Source organism: Affinirhizobium lemnae, assembly GCF_022968395.1.
GTDB lineage: Bacteria > Pseudomonadota > Alphaproteobacteria > Rhizobiales > Rhizobiaceae > Neorhizobium > Neorhizobium lemnae.
Genome location: NZ_JALJQZ010000010.1, coordinates 36,915 through 57,265 on the forward strand (window position 1 = coordinate 36,915; position 20,351 = coordinate 57,265).

Here is a 20,351-nt window from a genome sequence, read left to right on the forward strand (position 1 = left end):
AGATCATGGCTGTTACAGATCCTGTCCAAAACCTGCAGACGCTGATCCGCTGCCCTTCGGTCACACCGAAGGAAGGCGGGGCCCTTTCAGCTCTTACGGCCATGCTCGAACCACTGGGTTTTTCCGTCGAGCGTGTCACGGCTACCGAGCCGGGCACGCCTGACATCGAGAACCTCTATGCGCGCCTGGGTTCCTCCGGGCCGCATCTGATGTTTGCCGGTCATACGGATGTGGTTCCGGTTGGCGATGAAGCCTCTTGGACGCATCCGCCCTTTTCAGCCGATATTGCCAATGGTGAGATGTTTGGGCGCGGCGCGGTTGACATGAAGGGCGGCATTGCCTGTTTTGTCGCAGCTGTCGCTCGCCACATCGAGGCGCATGGCGCACCGAAAGGCTCCATTTCGTTCCTGATCACCGGTGACGAGGAAGGCCCTGCCATCAACGGCACCGTCAAGCTGCTGGAATGGGCGGCGGCGAAGGGTGAGCGTTGGGATGCCTGCCTTGTCGGCGAGCCGACAAACCCGGATCAACTGGGCGATATGATCAAGATCGGCCGTCGCGGTTCGATCTCAGGTTTCGTAACCGTGCATGGGGTGCAAGGCCATGTGGCCTATCCGCATCTGGCAGATAATCCCATTCGCGCCGTCACGGCTATGACCAAGGCATTGATGAGCCCGCCTCTCGATGCAGGAACGGCCGAATTCCCACCCACCAATCTCGAAGTCACGTCGATCGACACAGGCAATTCCGCGACCAACGTCATTCCCGCCAAGGCAAGCTTTGCCTTCAATGTACGCTTCAACGACACATGGACGGCTGATAGCATTCAAGCCGAACTGATCCGGCGGCTGAACCAAGCTGCCAATGATCAGGAATTGCGCGCGGGCCGCCCTGCCATTCGCTATGACATCACTTGGTCTGAGCGACCCAGCCACGTGTTCCTGACCCGCGACGATGCGTTGATCTCTTCGCTCTCCAAGGCGGTCGAGGCGAAGACCGGCAGGCGCCCTGTGCTTTCCACGACAGGCGGCACATCCGACGCACGGTTCATTAAAGATTACTGCCCGGTGGTGGAGTTCGGCCTCGTGGGACAGACCATGCACATGGTGGATGAGCGGGTGGCCGTGGCAGATCTGGAAAAGCTGACTGAGATCTACGCTCACTTCATCGAGCAATGGTTCGAGAATGCCAAGGCTTGAAGAGGTCCGCTCCCTTTGGGGAGGACTGTGGCAGATAGCCCGTGGAGATGCCCGTGGACTGTCTCTATTCGACATTTCCGATGAGGGTCTGGCACGCTCCTTCTGGGCTCTCGCCTACTGCCTGCCCATCTTCCTGCTCAAAGCGATCCTGCTTCGTGCCGCCTATATCGAGGTTCTCGCCGATCCTGCACGCGGACATGTGATCTTTGTGTTTCAGGCGATCGTGCTGCAACTGGCGAGTTGGGCCTTCGTTCTGATCTGCATCATCCTGTTCGGGCTGGCATTTGGTTATCGTCCATTGCTGAGACCGATGGTGGTCATGGCGAACTGGGGCAGCGTTCCCGTGCTTTACGCCATCGCCGGACTTGTTCAGCCGATCCTACATTTGACACGCGGAACCGGCCTCCTGTCCTGGATGCTGAATATGTCATTCTGGATTGTAGCAATCGCAATCCCGCTCTATCTCATCTGGCGTATTCTTCTGACACTTGTGGGCGGCCCAGCGTGGAAGCGTGGCGGTTTCCTGCTTCTGGTTCTGGCTGCGTCGCTCTGGGCCATCCGCACACTTGAAATATCTCTGGGACTCAATATTCCCTATCCTTGAAATTCTGTTCCATCGCGAGGCGTGATTCTTGCCCTCTTTCTCCGAAGTGAAGCTTTACGTGCTTGGTCTCTGGCTTCTGGTCAAAGGCGACCGGGCAGGATTAGCACTGGTCGATTTTACCGACCGTGGAATGATGCGCTCCTTCTGGGCCATCGTCTGGTGCATTCCGGCCATCGGCTTTTCCTGGATCTGGTGGCGGCTTGCCTTTCTGGAAACCATGCCCCCCGGCTTCCGTCTTGGCGGGATATTCTTTTTCCGCATGGCCCTGCTGGAGGCCTCGAACTGGCTGGTGCCGCTCGTTCTTGCCGGTCTGATGGCTCTCACAATGGGGCTTGCCCGACAATTCCCGGCCATTGTTTTCACGGCTAACTGGCTGTCCGTGCCGTTTTCCTATCTGTACGGATTGCTCAGCATCTTGCTGGTGCTCATGCCCGGACTGACCGGCCTGATTGCACTTATCTGGCTTGGCGCGATCGTCGCGCTGGTCGTCTGCCTGTCGCGCATCTTTCGCATGATCATCGGTCCGCAGGGATTGACGATTGCGACGCTGACAATGGTGCTGATCGTGCCGTCATTGCTGCTGTCCGACGTCCTGGAACGCTTTCTCGGCGTCTATCCCGGCTGATCCGGATAATCGACCTGCATGAAGTAAAGTCCTTCCGGCGGAGCGACCGGCCCGCAGGCGGCCCGGCTTCTGGCCTCCAGCGCGGCGCGAACATCCTGCGGGCTCATCTTGCCCTCACCCGCCAGCTTCAGCGTTCCTGCGAAAGAGCGAATCTGGTTGTGCAGGAAGCTCTGGGCAGAAGCGCGGATCTCGATCAACTCTCCCTGCCGCGTCACATCCAGCCTGTCGAGTGTCCTGATCGGGCTTGGCGCCTGACAGTGCGCCGAACGGAAGGTGGTGAAATCGTGGTGACCGACAAGCATCTGCGCGGCCGCATGCATGGCTTCGTGATCGAGATCCTTGGACACCCACCAGGCACGCTTCGCTTCGATCGCCAGCGGCGCGCGACGGCTGATGATGCGGTAGAGATAGTGGCGGCGTAGCGCCGAGAAACGGGCATCAAAATCATCAGACACCCGATCGACATCGATGATCGACACCTTTTCGCTCGCCATCATCAGGTGTGCATTCAGCGCATTGCGCAGTTTGAAAGGCGCCCATTCGCGCGAAAGATCCGCGTGGATGACCTGGCCCAGTGCATGAACGCCGGAATCCGTTCTGCCCGCTCCGCGAATGACAACGGTTTCCGAGGTCAGCGACAGAATGGCCGCTTCGACTGCTGCCTGAACGGAATGGCCGTTTTCCTGTCGCTGCCAGCCCACATAGGGCGTGCCATCATACTCCACGACCATCTTGTAGCGTGGCATCAACCAATCCTCAAACCGGGCGGCAACTGGGTACCGTGCAGAAATTCCTGTGCGTCGAGGGGCTTACCACCGGCTTTTTGCAGTCGCGTCAACCGGACCGCGCCATAGCCGCAGGCAATGGACAGGCGATCATCCAGAACCTCACCCGGCTGGCCATTTCCGTCTGCCATTTCACTCGACAAAACCTTGATACGTTCCGGCCTGCCGCCCAGTTCAACCTCGAACCATGCGCCGGGAAACGGCGAAAGACCACGGATGTGGTTGTGCACCTCAATGGCTGGGCGCGTGAAATCGATGCGCGTTTCGCTTTTTTCGATCTTGGAGGCGTAAAGAACGCCATCCTCGGCCTGCGTGACCAGCGGCAAATCGCCGTCTTCCAACCTTGCCATGGCTTCCACCATGGCCTCTGCGCCCTGCTCCATAAGGATATCGTGTAATTCGCCTGCCGTCATGGTCGCACCAACTGCGACCTCGCGCGTCAGCGCGACAGGGCCTGTATCCAGCCCCTTTTCCATTTTCATCACCATCATGCCGGTCTTTGCGTCCCCGGCCATGATGGCGCGCTGAATGGGCGCTGCACCACGCCAGCGCGGAAGAAGCGACGCGTGGCCATTATAGGCGCCAAGCCTGGTGCCCTCGAGGATCTCGACCGGCAGCAGAAGCCCGTAGGCGACAACGACAGCCACATCGGCATTCAAGGCCCGGAATATCAGCCGATCTTCAGGATCCTTGAAGTTGACCGGGTTGAAGACCGGTATGCCCAGTTCTTCCGCAGCCTGATGGACGGGGGACTTTTGAAGATCCAAGCCGCGCCGGCCACCCGGACGCGGGGGCTGGCTGTAGACGGCAACGATCTCATGACCCGCCTTGGCCAGAGCCTTCAAGGTCGGCACGGAAAAATCCGGCGTCCCCATGAAGATGATGCGAAGAGCCATTCAGACCTCCATCCTGACCGGTACGTATTGAAGATCAGCGCCGTGCGCGCTCAAACCTTGGCTTTGGCAGCCTTGGTGAACTTCTTGATAACCATTTCGCGCTTCAACCGCGAGATATGATCGATAAAGAGCACACCGTTCAGATGATCGATCTCATGCTGCAGGCACGTCGCCAGCAGGCCATCGGCCTCAAGCAGGTGCTCCTTGCCGTCCCGACCGACATGCTTGACCGTCACCGCCGCAGGACGCTCGACTTCCGCATAATATTCCGGGATCGATAGGCAACCCTCTTCGTAAACTGAGCGCTCGTCCGAGCTTCTGACGATCTCGGGATTAATGATAACGATCGGCTTCTTTTCCTCATCCTCGCGCGAGACGTCGACTACGAGAATACGGCGTGCAACACCAATCTGAATGCCGGCAAGGCCGATGCCTGGCGCGTCATACATGGTCTCCAGCATGTCATCAGCAAGCTTGAGAACGTCGGAATCCACCTGCTCGATCGGCTTGGAAACCTGACGCAGAAGAGGATCGGGAAGAATGATAAGCGGCTTGATCGTCATGCGCCTCCCATAGCCGATCTTTTTGCAAGATGGAACATCCCTGCAAGCGTCAGAAGGAGCGCAAATGCAATTTGTTCTTGTTTTGATCTTCCTATCTGGACACGATTGGGCTAGCTTCCGGTCATGCAAAGCCAAGTCTTTTCGAATACAGAGCGTTTCATGCAGTTCGTTGAAAGCAACAGCACTCTCTTCATCGTGCTGGGAGTGGCCGTGCTCGCGCTGCTGTTCTGGCTCATACAAGCCCGTCGGTCTGGAGGCGAGAAGGCATTGGATGAGCGTTTTGCGGAACTGATGCAGGCGCAAATAGAAATGCAGGGACGCGTTTCCGCCATGACGGAAGCCATCGGCATGCGTCAGACCGAGCTCAACCGTGCCGTCAACCAACGCCTGGATGGCATGGCCCATCGTCTGGGCAGCAGTATCGTCGAACAGACCAGATCCACGCACGACAACCTTCGGCAATTACAGGAACGTCTGGCGGTTATCGACGCGGCGCAGAACAATATCCAGACATTGGCAAGAGACGTCGTTGGCCTGCAGGCCATTCTTTCCAACAAGCAGACCCGCGGCGCCTTTGGGCAGGGCCGAATGGAAGCCATCATCGCCGATGCCTTGCCAAAGGCCAGCTATCAATTCCAGGCGACCCTTTCGAATGGAATGCGGCCAGACTGCCTGATCGACATGCCAAACGACACTCCGCCGCTGGTGATCGACGCCAAGTTTCCGCTGGAAGCCTGGCACGCATTCCGGGACGCAACACAGCCGGACCTGCGCAAGATCGCGGCACAACAATTCCGGCGTGATCTGGAAAAGCATATCAGTGATGTCGCGGAGAAATATCTCCTCAAGGGTGAGACACAGGAGACGGCCTTTCTCTTCGTGCCTTCCGAGTCAATCTTTGCGGAAATTCACGAACACTTCGAGGCGTGCGTCGCGAAGGCACAACGTTCGCGCATCGTCATTGTCTCCCCTTCCTTGCTGATGCTGTCCATTCAGGTCATTCAGGCTGTGCTGAAAGATCAGCGTATGCGCGAGCAGGCTCATCTCATCCAGGGCGAAGTCGCAAGCCTGATGGACGATCTCGGTCGTCTGGATGAGCGGACGCGGAAACTGCAATCACACTTCGCGGCGGCGCAGAAGGACGTGGAGCAGATCCTGACCTCATCCGACAAGCTTGTTCGCCGCGGAGATCGCATTGCCTCTCTCGACCTGGCGCGCGAATCAACTCCAGCCGAAGCGACGACGGTGGAACCGAAAAGTGTTGAAAGCAGAACGGGGATGCTGAAGCTGAGGGTGGTTGACGAGGATTGATACTGTCGGGCAGTGTCTCCAAAACCATACGACACGACAGGCTCATATCATGATTACCGTTTTCGGCTCCATCAACATGGATCTCATCGCCACCACCACCCGCTTGCCGAAACCGGGCGAAACCGTTGCGGGACAAAGCTTCACTACAGCTGCTGGCGGCAAGGGCGCGAACCAGGCACTGGCGGCGCGGCGTGCAGGCAGCACTGTTCGCATGGCGGGTGCCGTGGGTGAGGACGGCTTTGCGGAACCCGCGCTCACCTTGCTGAAGGAAGCAGGCGTGCTACTGGATACGGTGCGCCCGGTTTCTGACCCGACGGGAACCGCCATCATTCTCGTGGGCGGTGATGGCGAGAACATGATTGCGGTCGTGCCCGGCGCCAACGGGGCTGTTTCTGCAGAGGACGCAGAGAAAAGTGTTGGTCTGCTGTCGGAACGCGACATCCTGATGATGCAGATGGAAGTGCCCGCAGACGCCATGGAAGCCGCGTTTCGTCTTGCCAAGACGCAAGGAACTACCACCATCTTCAACACCGCGCCTTTAACGGATGATGCAATTCGGCTGGCTTGCCTCGCAAATATCGTCGTTTCGAACGAAACCGAATTCGAACTCCTCGTCGGTCGGTCTGGGCTCTCAGCCGATGAACGAGTTTCTGAGATGCAGCAGATGGCAGAAAGAAGCGGCCAGACGCTGGTGGTAACGCTCGGCGCCGATGGGGTGGTGGCGATCCACAAGGGGCAGATCCTGAGAGCAACCGGCCTCAAGATTGCACCCGTCGATACCGTTGGAGCAGGAGATACGTTCTGCGGTTATCTTGCTGCGAGTCTTGACCAAGGTTTGGACTTTGCCTCGGCACTGCGTCGCGCGGCCGTCGCCGGTTCGCTCGCTTGTCTGAAAGCCGGTGCACAGCCATCGATTCCTACTTCGGACGACGTTGCCGGGCATCTCTAATACCGAGTATGGTTCATCTAGCAGGGAAGGTCGGGAGGCTGCTGCCTTGCAGGATCCAGGCAGGCGCTTGCACTTGCCGATCCCAGTTCCCATATGCTGTCGCACAGCCGCATGCCGTAAGGGTGCGTGATAGGTCGCTTGTTTCAAGGACTGTTTGATGAGCCGGATGACACCGTTTGCCAGCCCGCTTCTCCTGGGCTTCGACACAATGGAGAAGACACTCGAACGCCTGACCAAGGCCAATGACGGATATCCTCCCTACAACATCGAGCGCCTACGCCCAAGCATCGGCGGGGAGCCAGAAAAACTGCGAATCACTCTGGCTGTCGCCGGTTTCGCGGAAGACGATCTGGACGTCACCGTGGAGGAAAACCAGCTCATCATTCGCGGACGCCAGGCTGATCCGGGCGAGAGGGAATATCTCTATCGTGGTATCGCCGCGCGCCAGTTCCAGCGCATGTTTGTTTTGGCAGATGGGATGCAGGTGGCGGGGGCTGGTCTGAAGAATGGCTTGCTTTCGGTTGATCTCGTCCGACCGGAACCGGAGCGAATGGTGCGAAAAATTAATATTTCCGTCTCAGACTGATCTTCGTGGCAGTTTTGCCAGAATCAGTAAGACGGAGGCGTCCATGCTCCTGAAGAACACCTCAGCCCAGTTGACACTCAACGAGCTCGCGCATCTTGGCGCGGGAGAAGTGGGTTACATTCGCAAGATGCGCCTTGAAGATGTGAGCCGCTGCTTTCCGGAAGCTCCGGAAATTGATCCCGGCCTTGACCTCTGGGCGCTTTTCGGGGCCGATGGCACACCGATCCTGCTGACGGATAACCGTTCCAGCACCTTTTTCAAGGCAGCGGAAGACGACTTGAAGACCGTCAGCCTCCACTGAGAGGCAATCGGCCCGTCATGGCATTAAAGCGCGTCGCGATCTTTCAGATTCGCTCCTGACGCTTTAACTCTTTGTTTTCACGCATGTCGTTATCGCAAAACCGCGGCACACTTTTGCGCGACATACTTTAGATGACGGGCTGCCCAAGAGTTATCGCCCCGATTTTCCCGAGCTAAACCGATTGGCACTTCAAGAGATTGAGACGCGCTCGAAGGTCAAGTAAGCGGATGAACGACCTTCGCGGCGAGCCTTCGCCTCGTAACGCGTGCTGGGCCAGTTCGCAAACGGCGTCAGCCAATCGCTTGGCTCTTGCGCCGTCCAGGCGAAACCGCCATGCGAATAGGTATGTTGCAATGTCCAGTTGACGTAAGTGTCAATGTCGGAGGCAAAGCAAAACAGGCCGCCCGGTTTCAGGACACGATGGAACCGGTTGAGGTTGACCTGCGACACGAAGCGACGCTTCCAGTGCTTTTTCTTAGGCCATGGATCCGGATAAAGCAGATCAATCTGATCCAGTGATGCGTCGGGAAGCCAGTCCAGGAGTACCGTCGCATCATCGTCGTATAGCCGGATGTTGTTCACGCCCGCTTCTTCGACATGGGCCAGTAATTTGGCCATAGAATTGATGAATGGCTCGACACCGATGAAACCGGTTGTCGGTTTCTCCTTGGCACGGTGGATGAGATGCTCTCCACCGCCAAAGCCGATTTCCAGACGAATACGCTCAACAGGCTCTGGAAAGAGTTGCCCCAGTGCCGCAGGTGCGGGCTGGGACAAATCCACCTTCAGTTCCGGGAGTCTGGTGGCCATCATGTCGGCCTGCCGCTCCCGCAATGGTTTACCCTTGCGCCGGCCGAAAAACGCCTCGGTGGCGCGCGACCGACGTTCGGAGTCCATCGCTTCTATCCTCAGTTTTTCAGGGCTTCCTTGAGCGGCTTCACGAGATCCAGCTTTTCCCAGGAGAAGGAGCCGTCGCGGCCGGCCTTACGCCCGAAATGTCCATAGGAAGCCGTCTTTGCATAGATCGGCTTGTTGAGATCGAGATGGCGGCGAATGCCAGTTGGCGACAAATCGATCACCTGACGGATAGCCGCCTCGACTTGGTCTTCGGTTACCTTGCCGGTACCGTGCAGGTCAACATAGATCGACAGCGGCTGGGCGATACCGATCGCGTAGGACAGCTGGATCGTGCACTTTTCCGCCAGCCCCGCAGCTACGACATTCTTTGCGATGTAGCGCGCAGCATAGGCAGCCGAACGATCGACCTTCGTTGTATCCTTGCCCGAGAAGGCGCCGCCGCCGTGAGGCGCTGCGCCACCATAGGTATCCACGATGATTTTACGACCTGTCAGGCCTGCGTCTCCGTCCGGTCCACCGATAACGAATTTTCCGGTTGGGTTAATGTACCACTTGCAATCATCGGCAATCTTCAGATCACCGAGCGCTTCCCGGATATAGGGTTCGACAACGGTACGAACCTTGGCAGAATCCCAGCTCTCATCCAGATGCTGCGTTGAGAGAACGATGGACACAGCCTCCGTCGGCTTTCCATCGACATAGCGCACTGTGACCTGGCTCTTGGCATCAGGTCCCAGTTTACCAACATCGCCTTCCCCCTTCTTGCGTGCAGTTGCGAGCAACTGCAAAATGCGGTGCGAATAATAGATCGGCGCCGGCATCAGGTCCGGTGTCTCGTTGCAGGCGTAACCGAACATGATGCCCTGGTCGCCAGCGCCTTCATTGCCCTGATGGTCAGCGGCGTTATCCACGCCCTGGGCAATATCGGCAGACTGAGAATGCAGGAGAACGTCAATCTTGGCAGTGCGCCAATTAAAGCCATCCTGCTCATAGCCGATGTCTTTGATCGCGCGGCGCGCCGCAGCCTTGAACTTGGAAGGATTGATAACCTCGTTGCCGTTCTTGTCTTGTTTCATAAGGCTCGGCGGCAGTCGGACTTCGCCGGCGATGACCACCCGGTTCGTCGTAGCAAGCGTCTCGCAGGCGATGCGCACTTTCCAGGGATCAACCCCGGTCTTGGCCGCTTCACGATAGACGAGATCCACGATTTCGTCGGAGATCCGATCGCAAACTTTGTCAGGATGGCCTTCTGCGACAGACTCGCTGGTGAACAGGTAATTGGCGCGCATGCTGGGATTCCCCTCAAGAACAAACCGCAACTGTCCTAGTCACTTCCAACCGTCATGACAAGGACAGAACCACATAAATATATCTTTATATGGCACAGTCTGGTTTAAGAAGGGTAGCTTTCGCTATTTTTTCTGCGTCAAACGAAAAAAAGCGGCCTTTCAACCGCTTTTCTCTGAACAATGTGGTAAGACGTCAGTCCACATCACCGTCGGCGGCCAATGCCTTCACAAGGTCCACAACCTTGCGACGGACCTTTGGATCAGAAATCTTGACGAAGGCGCGATTGAGTTGAAGACCTTCCGATGACGACAAGAAATCCACCACGTAGTTTGAACTGGAAGCCTCTGCCATGCCGCCCAGGGCGGAAGATTGCTCACCTGGCGCATCTTCGAAAAAGAATGAAACAGGTACATTCAGTATGCTGGAGATATTCTGCAACCGGCTCGCACCAACGCGGTTCGTGCCTTTTTCGTATTTCTGGATCTGCTGAAAGGTAATGCCAAGGCTTTCCCCCAGCTTTTCCTGGCTCATCCCCAGCATCGTGCGCCGAAGTCGGATGCGGCTTCCGACATGTATATCAATCGGGTTCGGCTTCTTCTTGTTTTCCATCATTTCACGCGTCCTAATTTTTTCTCAATTGTCCCCACAGCCCGCAGAACGTGCAAATATACGTTATTGCTAATATCCGCTGCCCAAACGGCTGATTGCAATAAGGCGGCACGACGTGCGCGAGCACTATGCAATTTTAGGGGTTTGCGGTCAATTGAGCTTTATTTTGTAACCTAGGCGCGAAATTACTGCAATCAAAAACAGCGATATGAAAATCAACCAAAAATTGTTATTGCGCGTAAAGCTGTTCCAATCAGAGACATAAGGTCCACTCAAGGTGGAATCAACAAATCCTTTCTGGCCAAAATCGAGACCCTGCAATATGTCACCATGGGGATTTATGATTGCAGAGATACCGCTGTTCGCGGCACGAATCAGAGGAAGACCGGTTTCAACGGCACGCAAGCGGGATTGGAGAAAGTGCTGGTAGGGCCCCGGCGTATCTCCAAACCAGGCATCATTCGTCAAGTTGAGGACGAAAGAGGCCTTGTTTACGTCCGGCGTTATTTCATCCGGAAAAATAGCCTCGTAGCAAATCAGTGGATACAAGAGCCTTCCGTCTGGAAGGGTGATGAGCGAGCGGGTAGAACCAGCAGTAAAGCCACCGGGCATATTAACGATATTGCCGATTCCGACCGAGTTCCAAAACGCCTCATAGGGAAGATATTCGCCAAAGGGCGTAAGATGAACCTTATCGGATGCACCAATGATTTGTCCCTGGTCATCGATGGCGTAAATCGAATTGTAATAACGGGTCGGCTGGCCTGCGCGCGCCCCCTCCGCTCGCACTACACCCGCAATCAAAACCTGCCCATCGCTTAAGACATCTGCAATGCGTGAAAGCGCATCGCGATTTTCCGTCAGCAAGAACGGCACCGAAGTTTCCGGCCAGACAATTATATCTGGCCTTCTCTGGCCCGGCTTCGGGGGGTGCGATGACAAAGACAGGTGCTCTTCGAAGACGGCCTCCCGCTCCCTGTTGTCCATCTTTCGTGCCTGATCAATGGAGGGTTGAACGATCCTTATGGTGAAAGGCGTATCTGAAGCCTTTGGGTCGGTCGGGAGAGGCTGGTTCAAGCGGTAATAGCCGTAACCAAAATGTGCGCAAGTCAACAGAACCGACAGAATGACTCCCGTTGCCAATCCACGACGTGTGCCGAACAAAGCGGGCGTGGATAGAACAAATACTGCGCAGCCAGTCACGCCCAGAATACCTATGGCGTGCGCGGATTGCATCATGATCGGGATCGGCATGACGCCATAGCCGATGGCGTTCCACGGAAAGCCGGTCAGCAGAATTCCACGCAGCCATTCCGCAAGCGTAAAGCTGACGGCGAGCGCCGCCAAACGGCCAAAGCCCTCCGACCAAAGCAGACCTGCCAGCATTGTCGCGAGGCCATAATAAAGCGCAAGAAATGCAGGAAGACCGAAGATGGCCAACGGCAGCGCCCAGGCGAATTCGTCTCCGTCCACAAGCAGTGCGTTGCCCAGCCACCAGAGTCCGGCGACGAAGTAACCAAAGCCAAAAAGCCAGCCGAGGACAAAGCTCGCTCGGCATCGTCCCAGGATGCCGGTTCCGGGCGCACTGGCACATCCATCCATCAACCAGACGAGAAGAGTGAAGGACACGAACAGAGCTGCAACAAACGAGAACGGAGGAAGGGCCAAAGCTCCGAGCGCTCCGGCGAAAATGGCAAGGAGGGCCCGACGAAAGCCCCATAGCAGAATGACCCTATCCGCCAGACGCTCCATTCCCACCCCTTTTCGGATCCGCTCAACGAATCGATTCGGCCGATTTGATGCGGCCTTCCTGGCAACTGTTTAGCAGGAAGGCCGAACGGGTCAAAAGGTCATGGTGATGAGGTCTGCTCTTCAGCACGTGGCGTTGACGCGACTGCCTCGGGCTCGGAAATCGGCGCATCCTGCTCCCCCTTCGGCAAGCGGCGGCGCGCAACAATCTGTTTGCGCCGAACGATCCGCACACGCTTGATCCGCCGCGGATCAGCATCGAGAATCTGAAACTCGAAGCCGGGCACCGCCTGGACCAGTTCTCCGCGCACAGGAATGCGACCGAGCGCAGAAAAGATCAGGCCGCCCAGAGTATCGACATCGTCGAGCTTTTCGGCAATATCGAAATCCGATCCGATCGCTTTCGCTATGTCTTCCAGTTCGACGCGCGCATCGGCAAGCCAGATGTCGTCGCCGGTACGAGAAAACATGACTTCTTCGTCGTCATGCTCATCGTCCACATCACCAATGACCATTTCGACGATGTCTTCGTGGCTCACCAGTCCGTCCGTGCCGCCATATTCGTCGATGACCAGCGCCATCTGGGTGCGGGTTGCCTGCATGGTTCGCAGCAGGTCCGAGGCGAGCATGGATGGCGGAACAAACAGCACTTTGCGGATGAGGCCCGCCTCCGCCACGGTCTTGGTGAGATCGACGCGCCCCAAATCGAAGGCCGACCTTGGCACTCGCACAGGCTTTTCCTTCGAAACTGCATCCGGCGCCACATCCACCTGCACCGTCTTGGCAGTCGACGTCCTGCGTTTGTTACGCGCCTGTTTAGCCAGATAGGACAGAAGGTCGCGGATATGGACGAAGCCACGCGGATCATCCAGCGTTTCGCTGTAAATCGGCATACGGGAGCGCCCCGTTTCTTCAAAGTGGATCAGCAGCTCGCCTAATGTCATCGTGATATCGATGGCCTCGATATCGGCACGGGGCACCATGACATCCTCGACCCGGACTTCCCGGAAACGAAGGATATTGTGCAACATGTCGCGCTCTTCAGGAGAAAATGCTGCACCCACCGCAGTATCGGTCAAAAGCGCATCGGCAAGATCCTCGCGCAACCGTTCTCCTTGCGCCGGACGCAAAAGCCTTACAGCTCTCGCCCAGAAGGAATTGCCGTTGCGACTGCTCGCTTCACGCTTTAACGGACTGCCACCTTCATCAGAAGATGAGTGCTCCGATTCGGTGCCGCTGTGCGCGGCGCTGGTCGAAATCTCGTTCATAGTTCCAAGTTTACACTATCGGGTCCTGTCCCGCATAGGGGTCAGATAGGCCGAGCTCTGCCAAAATGCGAGTCTCCAGCTCTTCCATTTTTTCTGCTTCGTCATCATTCAGGTGGTCGTAGCCGAACAGGTGCAAAAATCCATGCACCATCAGATGGATCAAATGGTCCTCGAAAGGCTTCTCGAGGTCAAGCGCTTCCCGCTCGACGGTATCACGGGCAATGACGATGTCACCCAACATCGGACCCGGTTTCTTGCCCGGCGTGATGGGGAATGCAGGAAAGGACAGAACATTGGTCGGCTTGTCCTTGCCACGCCATTCGGTGTTGATTTCACGAATCGATTCGTCGTCCGTGAAGACAAGTGAAAGCTCGACGGGATGAGAAGGAAAAGGCTGCTTTTCGTGGCCTGCAAGGTACGTGGCAGCACATACCAGCACCTTATCCACCGTCCTCAGCAATTCGTCTTCATTACCCCAGCGTTCATCTTCGACGCTGATCTGTATGTCGAGTTTAGGCATAGAACATGGGATTCTTACGAATCCGCTGCCTCGCTTTCCTCATGCACGGCATATTGCGCGTCATAGGCTTGAACGATCCGGCCAACCAACGGGTGGCGGACAACATCAGTATCCTTAAAGCGGATTACCGAAATCCCTTCCACGCCTTTCAGGATTTGGAGTGCTTCCACAAGCCCGGATTTCACACCACGAGGCAGGTCAACCTGGCTCGGATCGCCGGTAATGATCATCCGCGAATTTTCACCAAGACGGGTCAGAAACATCTTCATCTGCATGGATGTCGTGTTCTGCGCTTCGTCGAGAATGACCGCCGCATTGGCAAGGGTGCGTCCGCGCATGAAGGCCAGCGGTGCTATTTCAATGACACCGGCGGTAATTGCGCGCTCCACCTTGTCCCCGGGCATCATGTCATAAAGGGCGTCATAGAGTGGACGAAGGTAGGGATCGACCTTCTCCTTCATGTCACCGGGTAGAAAACCCAGACGCTCCCCCGCCTCCACGGCTGGACGCGACAGGATGATCTTGTCGACAGCACCTCGTTCTAAAAGTTGCGCGGCATGAGCAACGGCGAGATAGGTTTTGCCAGTGCCAGCCGGACCGACGCCGAACACAAGTTCAGAACGCTCCAGTGCGCGCATATAGGCGTCCTGAGTCGGGGTGCGCGCCGAAATGGTTTTCTTGCGTGTGGCAATCTGCGCCATGGAAAGCTTCGCCTTCCGTTCAAGTGTCGGCAGCGTCAATTGGTCATCGGCGGCCACTGCCATGCGAATGGCTCCCTCTACGTCCGACACGTCTACGGAACCGCCCCTTTGAAGACGCTCATATAGAAAATCGAGTGCGCGGCGTGCCTGGTTGGTCGCCTGCAGTTCACCGGTTATGCTGACAGAATTGCCGCGGGCGCGGGCATCGATGTGAAGGCGTTCTTCGAGAAGCTTCAGATGCTGATCGAACCGACCGAACAGTTCGCTTGCCAGCCGGTTGTTCTCAAACGTCAAAACGAAGTGATTGGCGTCTATCGCAGCGGCGCGGGTGTTGCGCGATGATGAGGGGTGTACCAGTTCACGTTCGTTCAAGTAGGCATGCTCCCAACAGGATCGATGGTCAGAGTTTAACGCTCAATCCGCTCCGCAAACAAGCTGTTTGGTCCGGTGCCGACGATTCGTACAGAAATAATGTCACCGATTTGCGATGATTTTGCATCAACATTCACAGATTGCAGCCACGGAGAACGACCAATCAGTTGCCCTGGCATGCGACCCGGCTTTTCAAGCAGGATATCGATGACTTTGCCGACGCATGATTCGGCGAATTCATGCTGCTGCTTCAAGAGCAATGCCTGCAGCCTTTCCAGGCGCTCCGCCTTGACCTCTTCCGCTACCTGAGAACCGAGCTCCGCGCCCGGCGTTCCCGGCCGTGTCGAATATTTGAACGAGAAGGATTGCGCATAACGAACTGTTTCCACCAGCTTCAGCGTATCCTCGAATTCGGCATCCGTCTCGCCGGGGAAGCCAACGATGAAGTCGCCGGAAAGAGCAATATCAGGGCGTGCCGCGCGAATACGTTCAATAAGGCGAACATACTCGTCTGCCGTATGTCGCCGGTTCATGGCCTTCAGGACCCGATCAGAACCCGCCTGAACCGGAAGATGGAGGTAAGGCATGAGGGCACGCAGGTCCCGATGCGCCTCGATCAGCCGATCATCCATGTCACGCGGATGGCTTGTCGTGTAGCGAAGTCGCGCAAGGCCCGGAATTTCTGCCAGCCGGTAGAGCAGATCGCCAAGCCCCCAGCTTGAACCGTCCGATCCCATTCCATGCCACGCATTGACGTTCTGCCCCAGCAGCGTGATCTCACGAACGCCGGCATCAACGAGCTTGTTCGCCTCATCGAGTATCTGCGCCAGTGGACGGGAAACCTCGGAACCGCGGGTATATGGTACGACGCAGAAGGTGCAGAACTTGTCGCATCCTTCCTGCACTGTCAGGAAGGAGGTTACGCCGCGCGAGCGGATCACCTTCTTGTCCGGCACCGGCAAGTGTTCGAACTTGTCTTCGACCGCGTAGTCTGTATCGACAACACGTTCGCCCTGACGAGCGCGTTTCAGAGCTTGCGGCAGGCGGTGATAGGTCTGCGGACCGATGACGACATCGACTGCGGAGGAGCGGCGTAGAATTTCCTCGCCTTCCGCCTGCGCAACGCAGCCCGTGACCCCGATCATCAACTCCCTGCCTTCGGCATTGCGCTCCTTCTTCATGTCGCGCAAACGGCCCAGAGCGGAATAGACCTTGTCGGCCGCTTTTTCGCGGATATGACAGGTGTTCAACAGTACGAGGTCAGCGTCCTCAGCCGTATCGGTCGTGACATAGCCTTCGCTGGCAAGCGCGTCGCCCATACGCACGGAATCGTAGACATTCATCTGACACCCGTAGGTCTTGATGAACACCTTACGTGCATTGGTGCGGTCAGCGGCCTGAGCCACCGGGTTCGGGATGAGAGCTGTCTGGTCGGTCATGGCGGGTTCTTTACTGCAAGATCGCCCGGAAATGAAGGGTTCTTTCAGCCAGAACGCGGGTAAAGGCGCTGATTGAGCATCGTGCGCAGGCGCAAGACCACCGATGCGCCCGCAACCTTGCGGTTCGTGTCTGCGCGAAACTCGACAGCCTCACCAAAATCCACGTCGACTTCCAGCGCTTCGGCCTTCAGAACGCCCATCAGGTGGGGCGTAAGCTCTATATCACCGGGCCAGGCTGCGATCGGTCGATGATAGCGCCCCATCGGCATTCCGTAGATGCCCGTATAGGCAATCGAAACCGGCTGCACATAGACCACACCCTCTGGTGAGGAGGCCACGGCGGCGCTTGCGGCGCCGAAAAGCGATGACTTCACATCAAGCAGACGGTTGCCATCCGATGTTGTCCCCTCAGGGAAGAGAACGACGATCTCGCCACCGCCAAGCCGCGATGCAATCTCGTTCACTTGGTCTCCGGCTTTGCGCTTCTGTTCGCGCTCGACGAAGATCGTCTTCTGAAGCTTGGCCAGAACGCCGAAGACCGGCCAGCTAGCGACTTCCGCCTTGGCGACGTAGACCACGTCTGCGACGGAGCCGAGGACGAGGATATCCTTCCAGGATGCATGGTTTGCGGCAATCATCAGCGGGCGACGCGCTTCCAGGCTCCCGTGAGTGCGAACATGAATGCCCAGCAGCCGACATGCTACCCGATGCCACAAACGCGGCAGGGTTCGTCGCAGGCGCCAGTCGAACTTCAGCCCCAACAGTTGCACGGGCAGCAGACAGAGTGTGACGACTGCGAGGATGAAAACAATCGCGACGATTCGCAACCAAGCGATCACGTGTCGTCCTTGTCGAGCGGGATACCATAAAGCTCCAGACGATGACCCACGAGCCGGAAGCCATGCTCGCGTGCAATGCGCTCCTGCAGCGCCTCGATTTCGGCGGAATGAAACTCGATCACCGTGCCAGTTTTCACATCGATCATATGATCATGATGCTCTTCCGGCACCGTTTCGTAACGCGAGCGGCCATCGCGAAAATCATGCTTTTCGATAATCCCGGCATCCTCGAACAGCTTGACCGTGCGATAGACAGTCGAGATCGAAATGCGCGGATCAATCTTGCTGGAGCGTCTATACAACTCCTCGACGTCCGGATGATCATCGGATTCCTGCAAGGTCCGCGCAATCACGCGGCGCTGCTCGGTCATGCGCATGCCCTTTTGAGCACAAAGCTCTTCCAGCGATTTGGTCAAATCGGTCATCGTGTCACGGCCTTGCGCGTTCCCGTCATCGCCAAGGGACTAGCGAAGATCACGCTTCATGACAAGCGCCGCGGAACGCGTTCCATCGGCGCTGGCATAATAGGCGGGTCTGCGGGCAACCTGCTTGAAGCCAAGCCTGCGATAAAGCCCGACAGCTGGGTCGTTGGTCTCCTCGACTTCCAGGAACATCTCTTCGGCGCCGCGCTCAACGGCATCGCGAAGCGCTGCCTGCATGAGCCGCCAGCCGAGCCCGGAGCGACCGACTTTTTCGCCAACAGCAATCGTGAGAATTTCCGATTCGCCGCCCGCCTCACGGGCAAGCACGAAGCCACCCAACGGCCTACTGAAGAAAGCATTCGTCTGAATGGCGCAAAAGCCGAAGACACCCGACTGTTCGAGAAGGTTCAGAACCTCCTGCTCACTCCACTGGCGCGCAAAGCGCTGCCCGTGCATTTCCGAAACTTCAGCCGCATCCGCATCGCGCATCGGTACGATGTCGAAAAACGGCTTCCAGGTCAGGTAGTCCTCAAACATGAAGTCTCGTCAGGCACGAAGTAGGGCAAAACCATCCTGCGGTTTAGCATCCGGCCCGCGCAGGTAAAGAGGTTTTGGCCAATCCACAGTCACGTCCGCCAAGGCAGCAAGCCGGGCGACCACGGCGATGTCGAACCGATCGGGTTCGACTGTCTGGTCCGCATCGTCGAGCAAGGCGCAAGCGGTGCCGGTCACTTTAGCTCCGAAATGTGCGACCCAACGTCGGAGTTGCTGAACATCAATGCTTTGCGGTGGATTAAGCGGCTTTCCATCTACCGCAAAGACCTGTGCATAGATCTCGTCGCGTTTGGCATCCATGGCGGCGATGACGGGAAGTGATGCATCTGCATTGAGATGCATTTGCGCGAGCGTGTGCAGGGTCGACACGCCGACCGTATCGACGCCAAGAGCCAGACCAAAACCCCGGGCAGCGGCAACGCCGACACGGATTCCGGTGAAGGAGCCAGGGCCAATCGTTACGCCGATCCGCTCGATGCTACTCAGCGAAATACCGGCAGTGCCCACAGCTTCTTCAACCATGGCCATCAGCCGTTCTGCATGCCCTTTGCCGATCCGCTCTCTTACGACCGACAACATCTGGCCGGTCGCGGCGTCAAGAACCGCGGCGGAGCAATCCACCCCCGCCGTATCGATTGCGAGAACCTTCATCGAGGATCAGAGCGCTTCGACTGCTTGTACTTCAGGCACGAAATGGCGCAGCAGGTTCTGTACACCGTGCTTCAGCGTTGCCGTCGAGGACGGGCAACCCGAGCAAGCGCCCTTCATGTTCAGGTAGACCGTTCCTTCGCGGAAGCCCTTGAACGTGATGTCGCCACCATCCTGCGCAACAGCCGGACGAACGCGCGTTTCGAGCAATTCCTTGATGGTTGCGACAATGGTCTCATCGCCCGCATCGAAGAACTCGCCTTCCTCATCGGTTGCTTCCGCAAAGCTTGCCGAACCACCCATAACCGGCTGACCGGACATGAAGTGCTCCATGATGGAGCCGAGGATTGCTGGCTTCAGATGCTGCCACTCCTGCGCTTCCTTCGTAACGGTCACGAAATCGTAGCCGAAATAGACGCCTGTGACGCCCGGAATATTGAACAGACGTGCTGCAAGCGGTGACGCCTGGGCTTCATCGGACGAGCGGAAATCGGCGGTGCCCTTTTCCATCACGACCTTGCCCGGCAGAAACTTCAGCGTTGCAGGGTTCGGGGTGGCTTCGGTCTGGATGAACATGTCGCATCTCCTTGGCGGCTCTTGCAGCGCCAGTTTAGAATTCTTCAAAAGAAGATAGTCGCATTCAGCTTTATGTTCAAGTGCGCCGTTGCTCAGTAAGGGTCAAGAGCGATCAGCAGAGTGCGTCGATTTCGTCATCGCTGAGTGTATCCGGCAGAACGGTGACCGGAATGGGAAAAGCGGCGGTGCGGCCGGCAAGCGAGGCGACCAGTGGTCCCGGCCCTTCCTTGGCGGAACCGGCAGCCAGAACCAGAATGGCAATGTCCCGGTCTTCTTCGATCGCGGCATTGATCTCTTCAGCCGCATTTCCTTCGCGAATCACGATTTCCGGGTCAATGCCGATGGTCTCGCGCACTTTCTGTGCCACCTTTGCCATGACTGCCTCGGCCTCCTCACGCGCCTCCGCACGCATTATCTGCTCAACACCCAGCCATTGCTGAAAATCACCTTCGGGGATCACATAGAGCATGACCAGAGAGCCGTTGGTATTCTGGGCGCGGCGGCCTGCATAATGTACGGCCCGTTCGCATTCCGGCGTACCATCGATCACGGCCATGAACTTGCGCCGGTGCCCCTCCAGCCGTGACAGTCGCTTTGATACCATGCTTCCCCTCCGCCACCTCGACCGATCCTATCGAGATTGCAAAATCTATACGAAAACCGCCAAATGAAAACCCGCCGGTCAT

Annotated in this window: 24 protein-coding genes; 7 read left to right on the plus strand and 17 right to left on the minus strand. The window is 57.2% G+C overall.

Annotated features, from left to right (window positions below; translation table 11 throughout):
• Positions 1–5: 5 nt before the first annotated feature.
• The 3 genes from dapE to MUU53_RS08570 are packed head-to-tail and all read left to right on the plus strand — an operon-like array spanning position 6 to position 2,428.
• Positions 6–1,199: a succinyl-diaminopimelate desuccinylase gene (dapE, locus tag MUU53_RS08560; protein ID WP_247260535.1), complete on the plus strand. Its 1,194-nt coding sequence runs from the start codon at positions 6–8 to the stop codon at positions 1,197–1,199.
• Positions 1,186–1,803, plus strand: coding sequence for a hypothetical protein (locus MUU53_RS08565; protein ID WP_247260536.1), 618 nt, complete (start codon positions 1,186–1,188; stop codon positions 1,801–1,803). Before dapE ends, MUU53_RS08565 begins: the two co-directional genes overlap by 14 nt.
• A gap of 28 nt (positions 1,804–1,831) precedes the next feature.
• Positions 1,832–2,428, plus strand: a complete 597-nt coding sequence (locus MUU53_RS08570) for a hypothetical protein (protein ID WP_062555217.1) — start codon at positions 1,832–1,834, stop codon at positions 2,426–2,428.
• Here the strand turns inward: MUU53_RS08570 and truA are convergent.
• The 3 genes from truA to def are packed head-to-tail and all read right to left on the minus strand — an operon-like array spanning position 2,416 to position 4,672.
• Complete coding sequence (gene truA / locus MUU53_RS08575) at positions 2,416–3,174, minus strand: tRNA pseudouridine(38-40) synthase TruA (RefSeq protein ID WP_247260537.1); 759 nt, start codon at positions 3,172–3,174, stop codon at positions 2,416–2,418. The genes MUU53_RS08570 and truA overlap by 13 nt on opposite strands.
• The gene (fmt, locus tag MUU53_RS08580) at positions 3,174–4,109 is read right to left on the minus strand and encodes a methionyl-tRNA formyltransferase (RefSeq protein WP_247260538.1); all 936 of its coding nucleotides are present in this window, start codon (positions 4,107–4,109) and stop codon (positions 3,174–3,176) included. Before fmt ends, truA begins: the two co-directional genes overlap by 1 nt.
• 50 nt (positions 4,110–4,159) lie before the next feature.
• Entirely contained in the window at positions 4,160–4,672 is a 513-nt protein-coding gene (def, locus tag MUU53_RS08585; RefSeq protein ID WP_247260539.1) for a peptide deformylase, read from the minus strand.
• A 123-nt stretch (positions 4,673–4,795) separates the two neighbouring features.
• Between def and MUU53_RS08590 the strand changes: the two genes are divergently transcribed.
• From MUU53_RS08590 to MUU53_RS08605, 4 genes are all read left to right on the plus strand, one after another.
• Positions 4,796–5,983, plus strand: a complete 1,188-nt coding sequence (locus MUU53_RS08590) for a DNA recombination protein RmuC (RefSeq protein ID WP_247260540.1) — start codon at positions 4,796–4,798, stop codon at positions 5,981–5,983.
• 49 nt (positions 5,984–6,032) lie between these two features.
• Positions 6,033–6,932, plus strand: coding sequence for a ribokinase (locus MUU53_RS08595; protein WP_247260541.1), 900 nt, complete (start codon positions 6,033–6,035; stop codon positions 6,930–6,932).
• Positions 6,933–7,089: 157 nt separating this feature from the next.
• Entirely contained in the window at positions 7,090–7,518 is a 429-nt protein-coding gene (locus MUU53_RS08600) for an Hsp20 family protein (RefSeq protein WP_062555211.1), read from the plus strand.
• Positions 7,519–7,561: 43 nt separating this feature from the next.
• Positions 7,562–7,819, plus strand: a complete 258-nt coding sequence (locus tag MUU53_RS08605) for a BQ00720 family protein (RefSeq protein ID WP_062555210.1) — start codon at positions 7,562–7,564, stop codon at positions 7,817–7,819.
• 189 nt (positions 7,820–8,008) lie between these two features.
• Here MUU53_RS08605 and trmB read toward each other — a convergent pair whose 3' ends face one another.
• From trmB to MUU53_RS08675, 14 genes are all read right to left on the minus strand, one after another.
• Positions 8,009–8,716 carry a tRNA (guanosine(46)-N7)-methyltransferase TrmB gene (trmB, locus tag MUU53_RS08610; protein ID WP_247260542.1) on the minus strand — a complete coding sequence of 236 codons (708 nt, stop codon included), beginning with the start codon at positions 8,714–8,716 and terminating at the stop codon, positions 8,009–8,011.
• A gap of 11 nt (positions 8,717–8,727) precedes the next feature.
• Positions 8,728–9,966, minus strand: a complete 1,239-nt coding sequence (gene metK, locus MUU53_RS08615) for a methionine adenosyltransferase (RefSeq protein ID WP_247260543.1) — start codon at positions 9,964–9,966, stop codon at positions 8,728–8,730.
• 193 nt (positions 9,967–10,159) lie between these two features.
• On the minus strand, positions 10,160–10,579 hold the full coding sequence (locus MUU53_RS08620; protein WP_247260544.1) for a helix-turn-helix domain-containing protein: 420 nt from the start codon (positions 10,577–10,579) through the stop codon (positions 10,160–10,162).
• Positions 10,580–10,726: 147 nt separating this feature from the next.
• Complete coding sequence (gene lnt, locus MUU53_RS08625) at positions 10,727–12,328, minus strand: apolipoprotein N-acyltransferase (RefSeq protein WP_247260545.1); 1,602 nt, start codon at positions 12,326–12,328, stop codon at positions 10,727–10,729.
• A 98-nt stretch (positions 12,329–12,426) separates the two neighbouring features.
• Positions 12,427–13,593 carry a transporter associated domain-containing protein gene (locus tag MUU53_RS08630; protein WP_247260546.1) on the minus strand — a complete coding sequence of 389 codons (1,167 nt, stop codon included), beginning with the start codon at positions 13,591–13,593 and terminating at the stop codon, positions 12,427–12,429.
• 10 nt (positions 13,594–13,603) lie between these two features.
• A complete protein-coding gene (gene ybeY / locus MUU53_RS08635) occupies positions 13,604–14,113 on the minus strand; it encodes an rRNA maturation RNase YbeY (RefSeq protein ID WP_247260547.1) in 510 nt (169 codons plus the stop codon).
• A 14-nt stretch (positions 14,114–14,127) separates the two neighbouring features.
• The gene (locus tag MUU53_RS08640) at positions 14,128–15,186 is read right to left on the minus strand and encodes a PhoH family protein (protein WP_247260548.1); all 1,059 of its coding nucleotides are present in this window, start codon (positions 15,184–15,186) and stop codon (positions 14,128–14,130) included.
• 35 nt (positions 15,187–15,221) lie between these two features.
• Positions 15,222–16,625, minus strand: coding sequence for a tRNA (N6-isopentenyl adenosine(37)-C2)-methylthiotransferase MiaB (miaB, locus tag MUU53_RS08645; RefSeq protein WP_247260549.1), 1,404 nt, complete (start codon positions 16,623–16,625; stop codon positions 15,222–15,224).
• A 44-nt stretch (positions 16,626–16,669) separates the two neighbouring features.
• A complete protein-coding gene (olsA, locus tag MUU53_RS08650; RefSeq protein WP_247260550.1) occupies positions 16,670–17,464 on the minus strand; it encodes a lyso-ornithine lipid O-acyltransferase in 795 nt (264 codons plus the stop codon).
• On the minus strand, positions 17,461–17,889 hold the full coding sequence (locus MUU53_RS08655) for a Fur family transcriptional regulator (protein WP_062555200.1): 429 nt from the start codon (positions 17,887–17,889) through the stop codon (positions 17,461–17,463). The genes olsA and MUU53_RS08655 overlap by 4 nt, the downstream gene beginning before the upstream one ends.
• 39 nt (positions 17,890–17,928) lie before the next feature.
• Positions 17,929–18,423 (minus strand): GNAT family N-acetyltransferase, encoded by a 495-nt coding sequence (locus MUU53_RS08660; protein ID WP_247260551.1) that lies wholly within the window; start codon positions 18,421–18,423, stop codon positions 17,929–17,931.
• Positions 18,424–18,432: 9 nt separating this feature from the next.
• Complete coding sequence (tsaB, locus tag MUU53_RS08665; RefSeq protein WP_247260552.1) at positions 18,433–19,092, minus strand: tRNA (adenosine(37)-N6)-threonylcarbamoyltransferase complex dimerization subunit type 1 TsaB; 660 nt, start codon at positions 19,090–19,092, stop codon at positions 18,433–18,435.
• 6 nt (positions 19,093–19,098) lie between these two features.
• Complete coding sequence (locus MUU53_RS08670; protein ID WP_062555197.1) at positions 19,099–19,665, minus strand: NifU family protein; 567 nt, start codon at positions 19,663–19,665, stop codon at positions 19,099–19,101.
• Positions 19,666–19,777: 112 nt separating this feature from the next.
• Positions 19,778–20,269 (minus strand): universal stress protein, encoded by a 492-nt coding sequence (locus tag MUU53_RS08675; protein ID WP_062555196.1) that lies wholly within the window; start codon positions 20,267–20,269, stop codon positions 19,778–19,780.
• Between the last annotated feature and the right edge of the window lie 82 nt (positions 20,270–20,351).

What these genes read in the sequence shown, in the direction of transcription:
- miaB (WP_247260549.1), bottom strand. Translation starts at nt 16,625, where the DNA reads ATGACCGACCAGACAGCTCTCATCCCGAACCCGGTGGCTCAGGCCGCT.
- MUU53_RS08630 (WP_247260546.1), bottom strand. Translation starts at nt 13,593, where the DNA reads ATGAACGAGATTTCGACCAGCGCCGCGCACAGCGGCACCGAATCGGAG.
- fmt (WP_247260538.1), bottom strand. Translation starts at nt 4,109, where the DNA reads ATGGCTCTTCGCATCATCTTCATGGGGACGCCGGATTTTTCCGTGCCG.
- MUU53_RS08590 (WP_247260540.1), top strand. Translation starts at nt 4,796, where the DNA reads ATGCAAAGCCAAGTCTTTTCGAATACAGAGCGTTTCATGCAGTTCGTT.
- MUU53_RS08655 (WP_062555200.1), bottom strand. Translation starts at nt 17,889, where the DNA reads ATGACCGATTTGACCAAATCGCTGGAAGAGCTTTGTGCTCAAAAGGGC.
- MUU53_RS08595 (WP_247260541.1), top strand. Translation starts at nt 6,033, where the DNA reads ATGATTACCGTTTTCGGCTCCATCAACATGGATCTCATCGCCACCACC.
- MUU53_RS08600 (WP_062555211.1), top strand. Translation starts at nt 7,090, where the DNA reads ATGAGCCGGATGACACCGTTTGCCAGCCCGCTTCTCCTGGGCTTCGAC.
- MUU53_RS08605 (WP_062555210.1), top strand. Translation starts at nt 7,562, where the DNA reads ATGCTCCTGAAGAACACCTCAGCCCAGTTGACACTCAACGAGCTCGCG.
- def (WP_247260539.1), bottom strand. Translation starts at nt 4,672, where the DNA reads ATGACGATCAAGCCGCTTATCATTCTTCCCGATCCTCTTCTGCGTCAG.
- tsaB (WP_247260552.1), bottom strand. Translation starts at nt 19,092, where the DNA reads ATGAAGGTTCTCGCAATCGATACGGCGGGGGTGGATTGCTCCGCCGCG.
- MUU53_RS08660 (WP_247260551.1), bottom strand. Translation starts at nt 18,423, where the DNA reads ATGTTTGAGGACTACCTGACCTGGAAGCCGTTTTTCGACATCGTACCG.
- MUU53_RS08670 (WP_062555197.1), bottom strand. Translation starts at nt 19,665, where the DNA reads ATGTTCATCCAGACCGAAGCCACCCCGAACCCTGCAACGCTGAAGTTT.
- truA (WP_247260537.1), bottom strand. Translation starts at nt 3,174, where the DNA reads ATGCCACGCTACAAGATGGTCGTGGAGTATGATGGCACGCCCTATGTG.
- trmB (WP_247260542.1), bottom strand. Translation starts at nt 8,716, where the DNA reads ATGGACTCCGAACGTCGGTCGCGCGCCACCGAGGCGTTTTTCGGCCGG.
- metK (WP_247260543.1), bottom strand. Translation starts at nt 9,966, where the DNA reads ATGCGCGCCAATTACCTGTTCACCAGCGAGTCTGTCGCAGAAGGCCAT.
- MUU53_RS08675 (WP_062555196.1), bottom strand. Translation starts at nt 20,269, where the DNA reads ATGGTATCAAAGCGACTGTCACGGCTGGAGGGGCACCGGCGCAAGTTC.
- lnt (WP_247260545.1), bottom strand. Translation starts at nt 12,328, where the DNA reads ATGGAGCGTCTGGCGGATAGGGTCATTCTGCTATGGGGCTTTCGTCGG.
- ybeY (WP_247260547.1), bottom strand. Translation starts at nt 14,113, where the DNA reads ATGCCTAAACTCGACATACAGATCAGCGTCGAAGATGAACGCTGGGGT.
- dapE (WP_247260535.1), top strand. Translation starts at nt 6, where the DNA reads ATGGCTGTTACAGATCCTGTCCAAAACCTGCAGACGCTGATCCGCTGC.
- MUU53_RS08565 (WP_247260536.1), top strand. Translation starts at nt 1,186, where the DNA reads ATGCCAAGGCTTGAAGAGGTCCGCTCCCTTTGGGGAGGACTGTGGCAG.
- MUU53_RS08620 (WP_247260544.1), bottom strand. Translation starts at nt 10,579, where the DNA reads ATGATGGAAAACAAGAAGAAGCCGAACCCGATTGATATACATGTCGGA.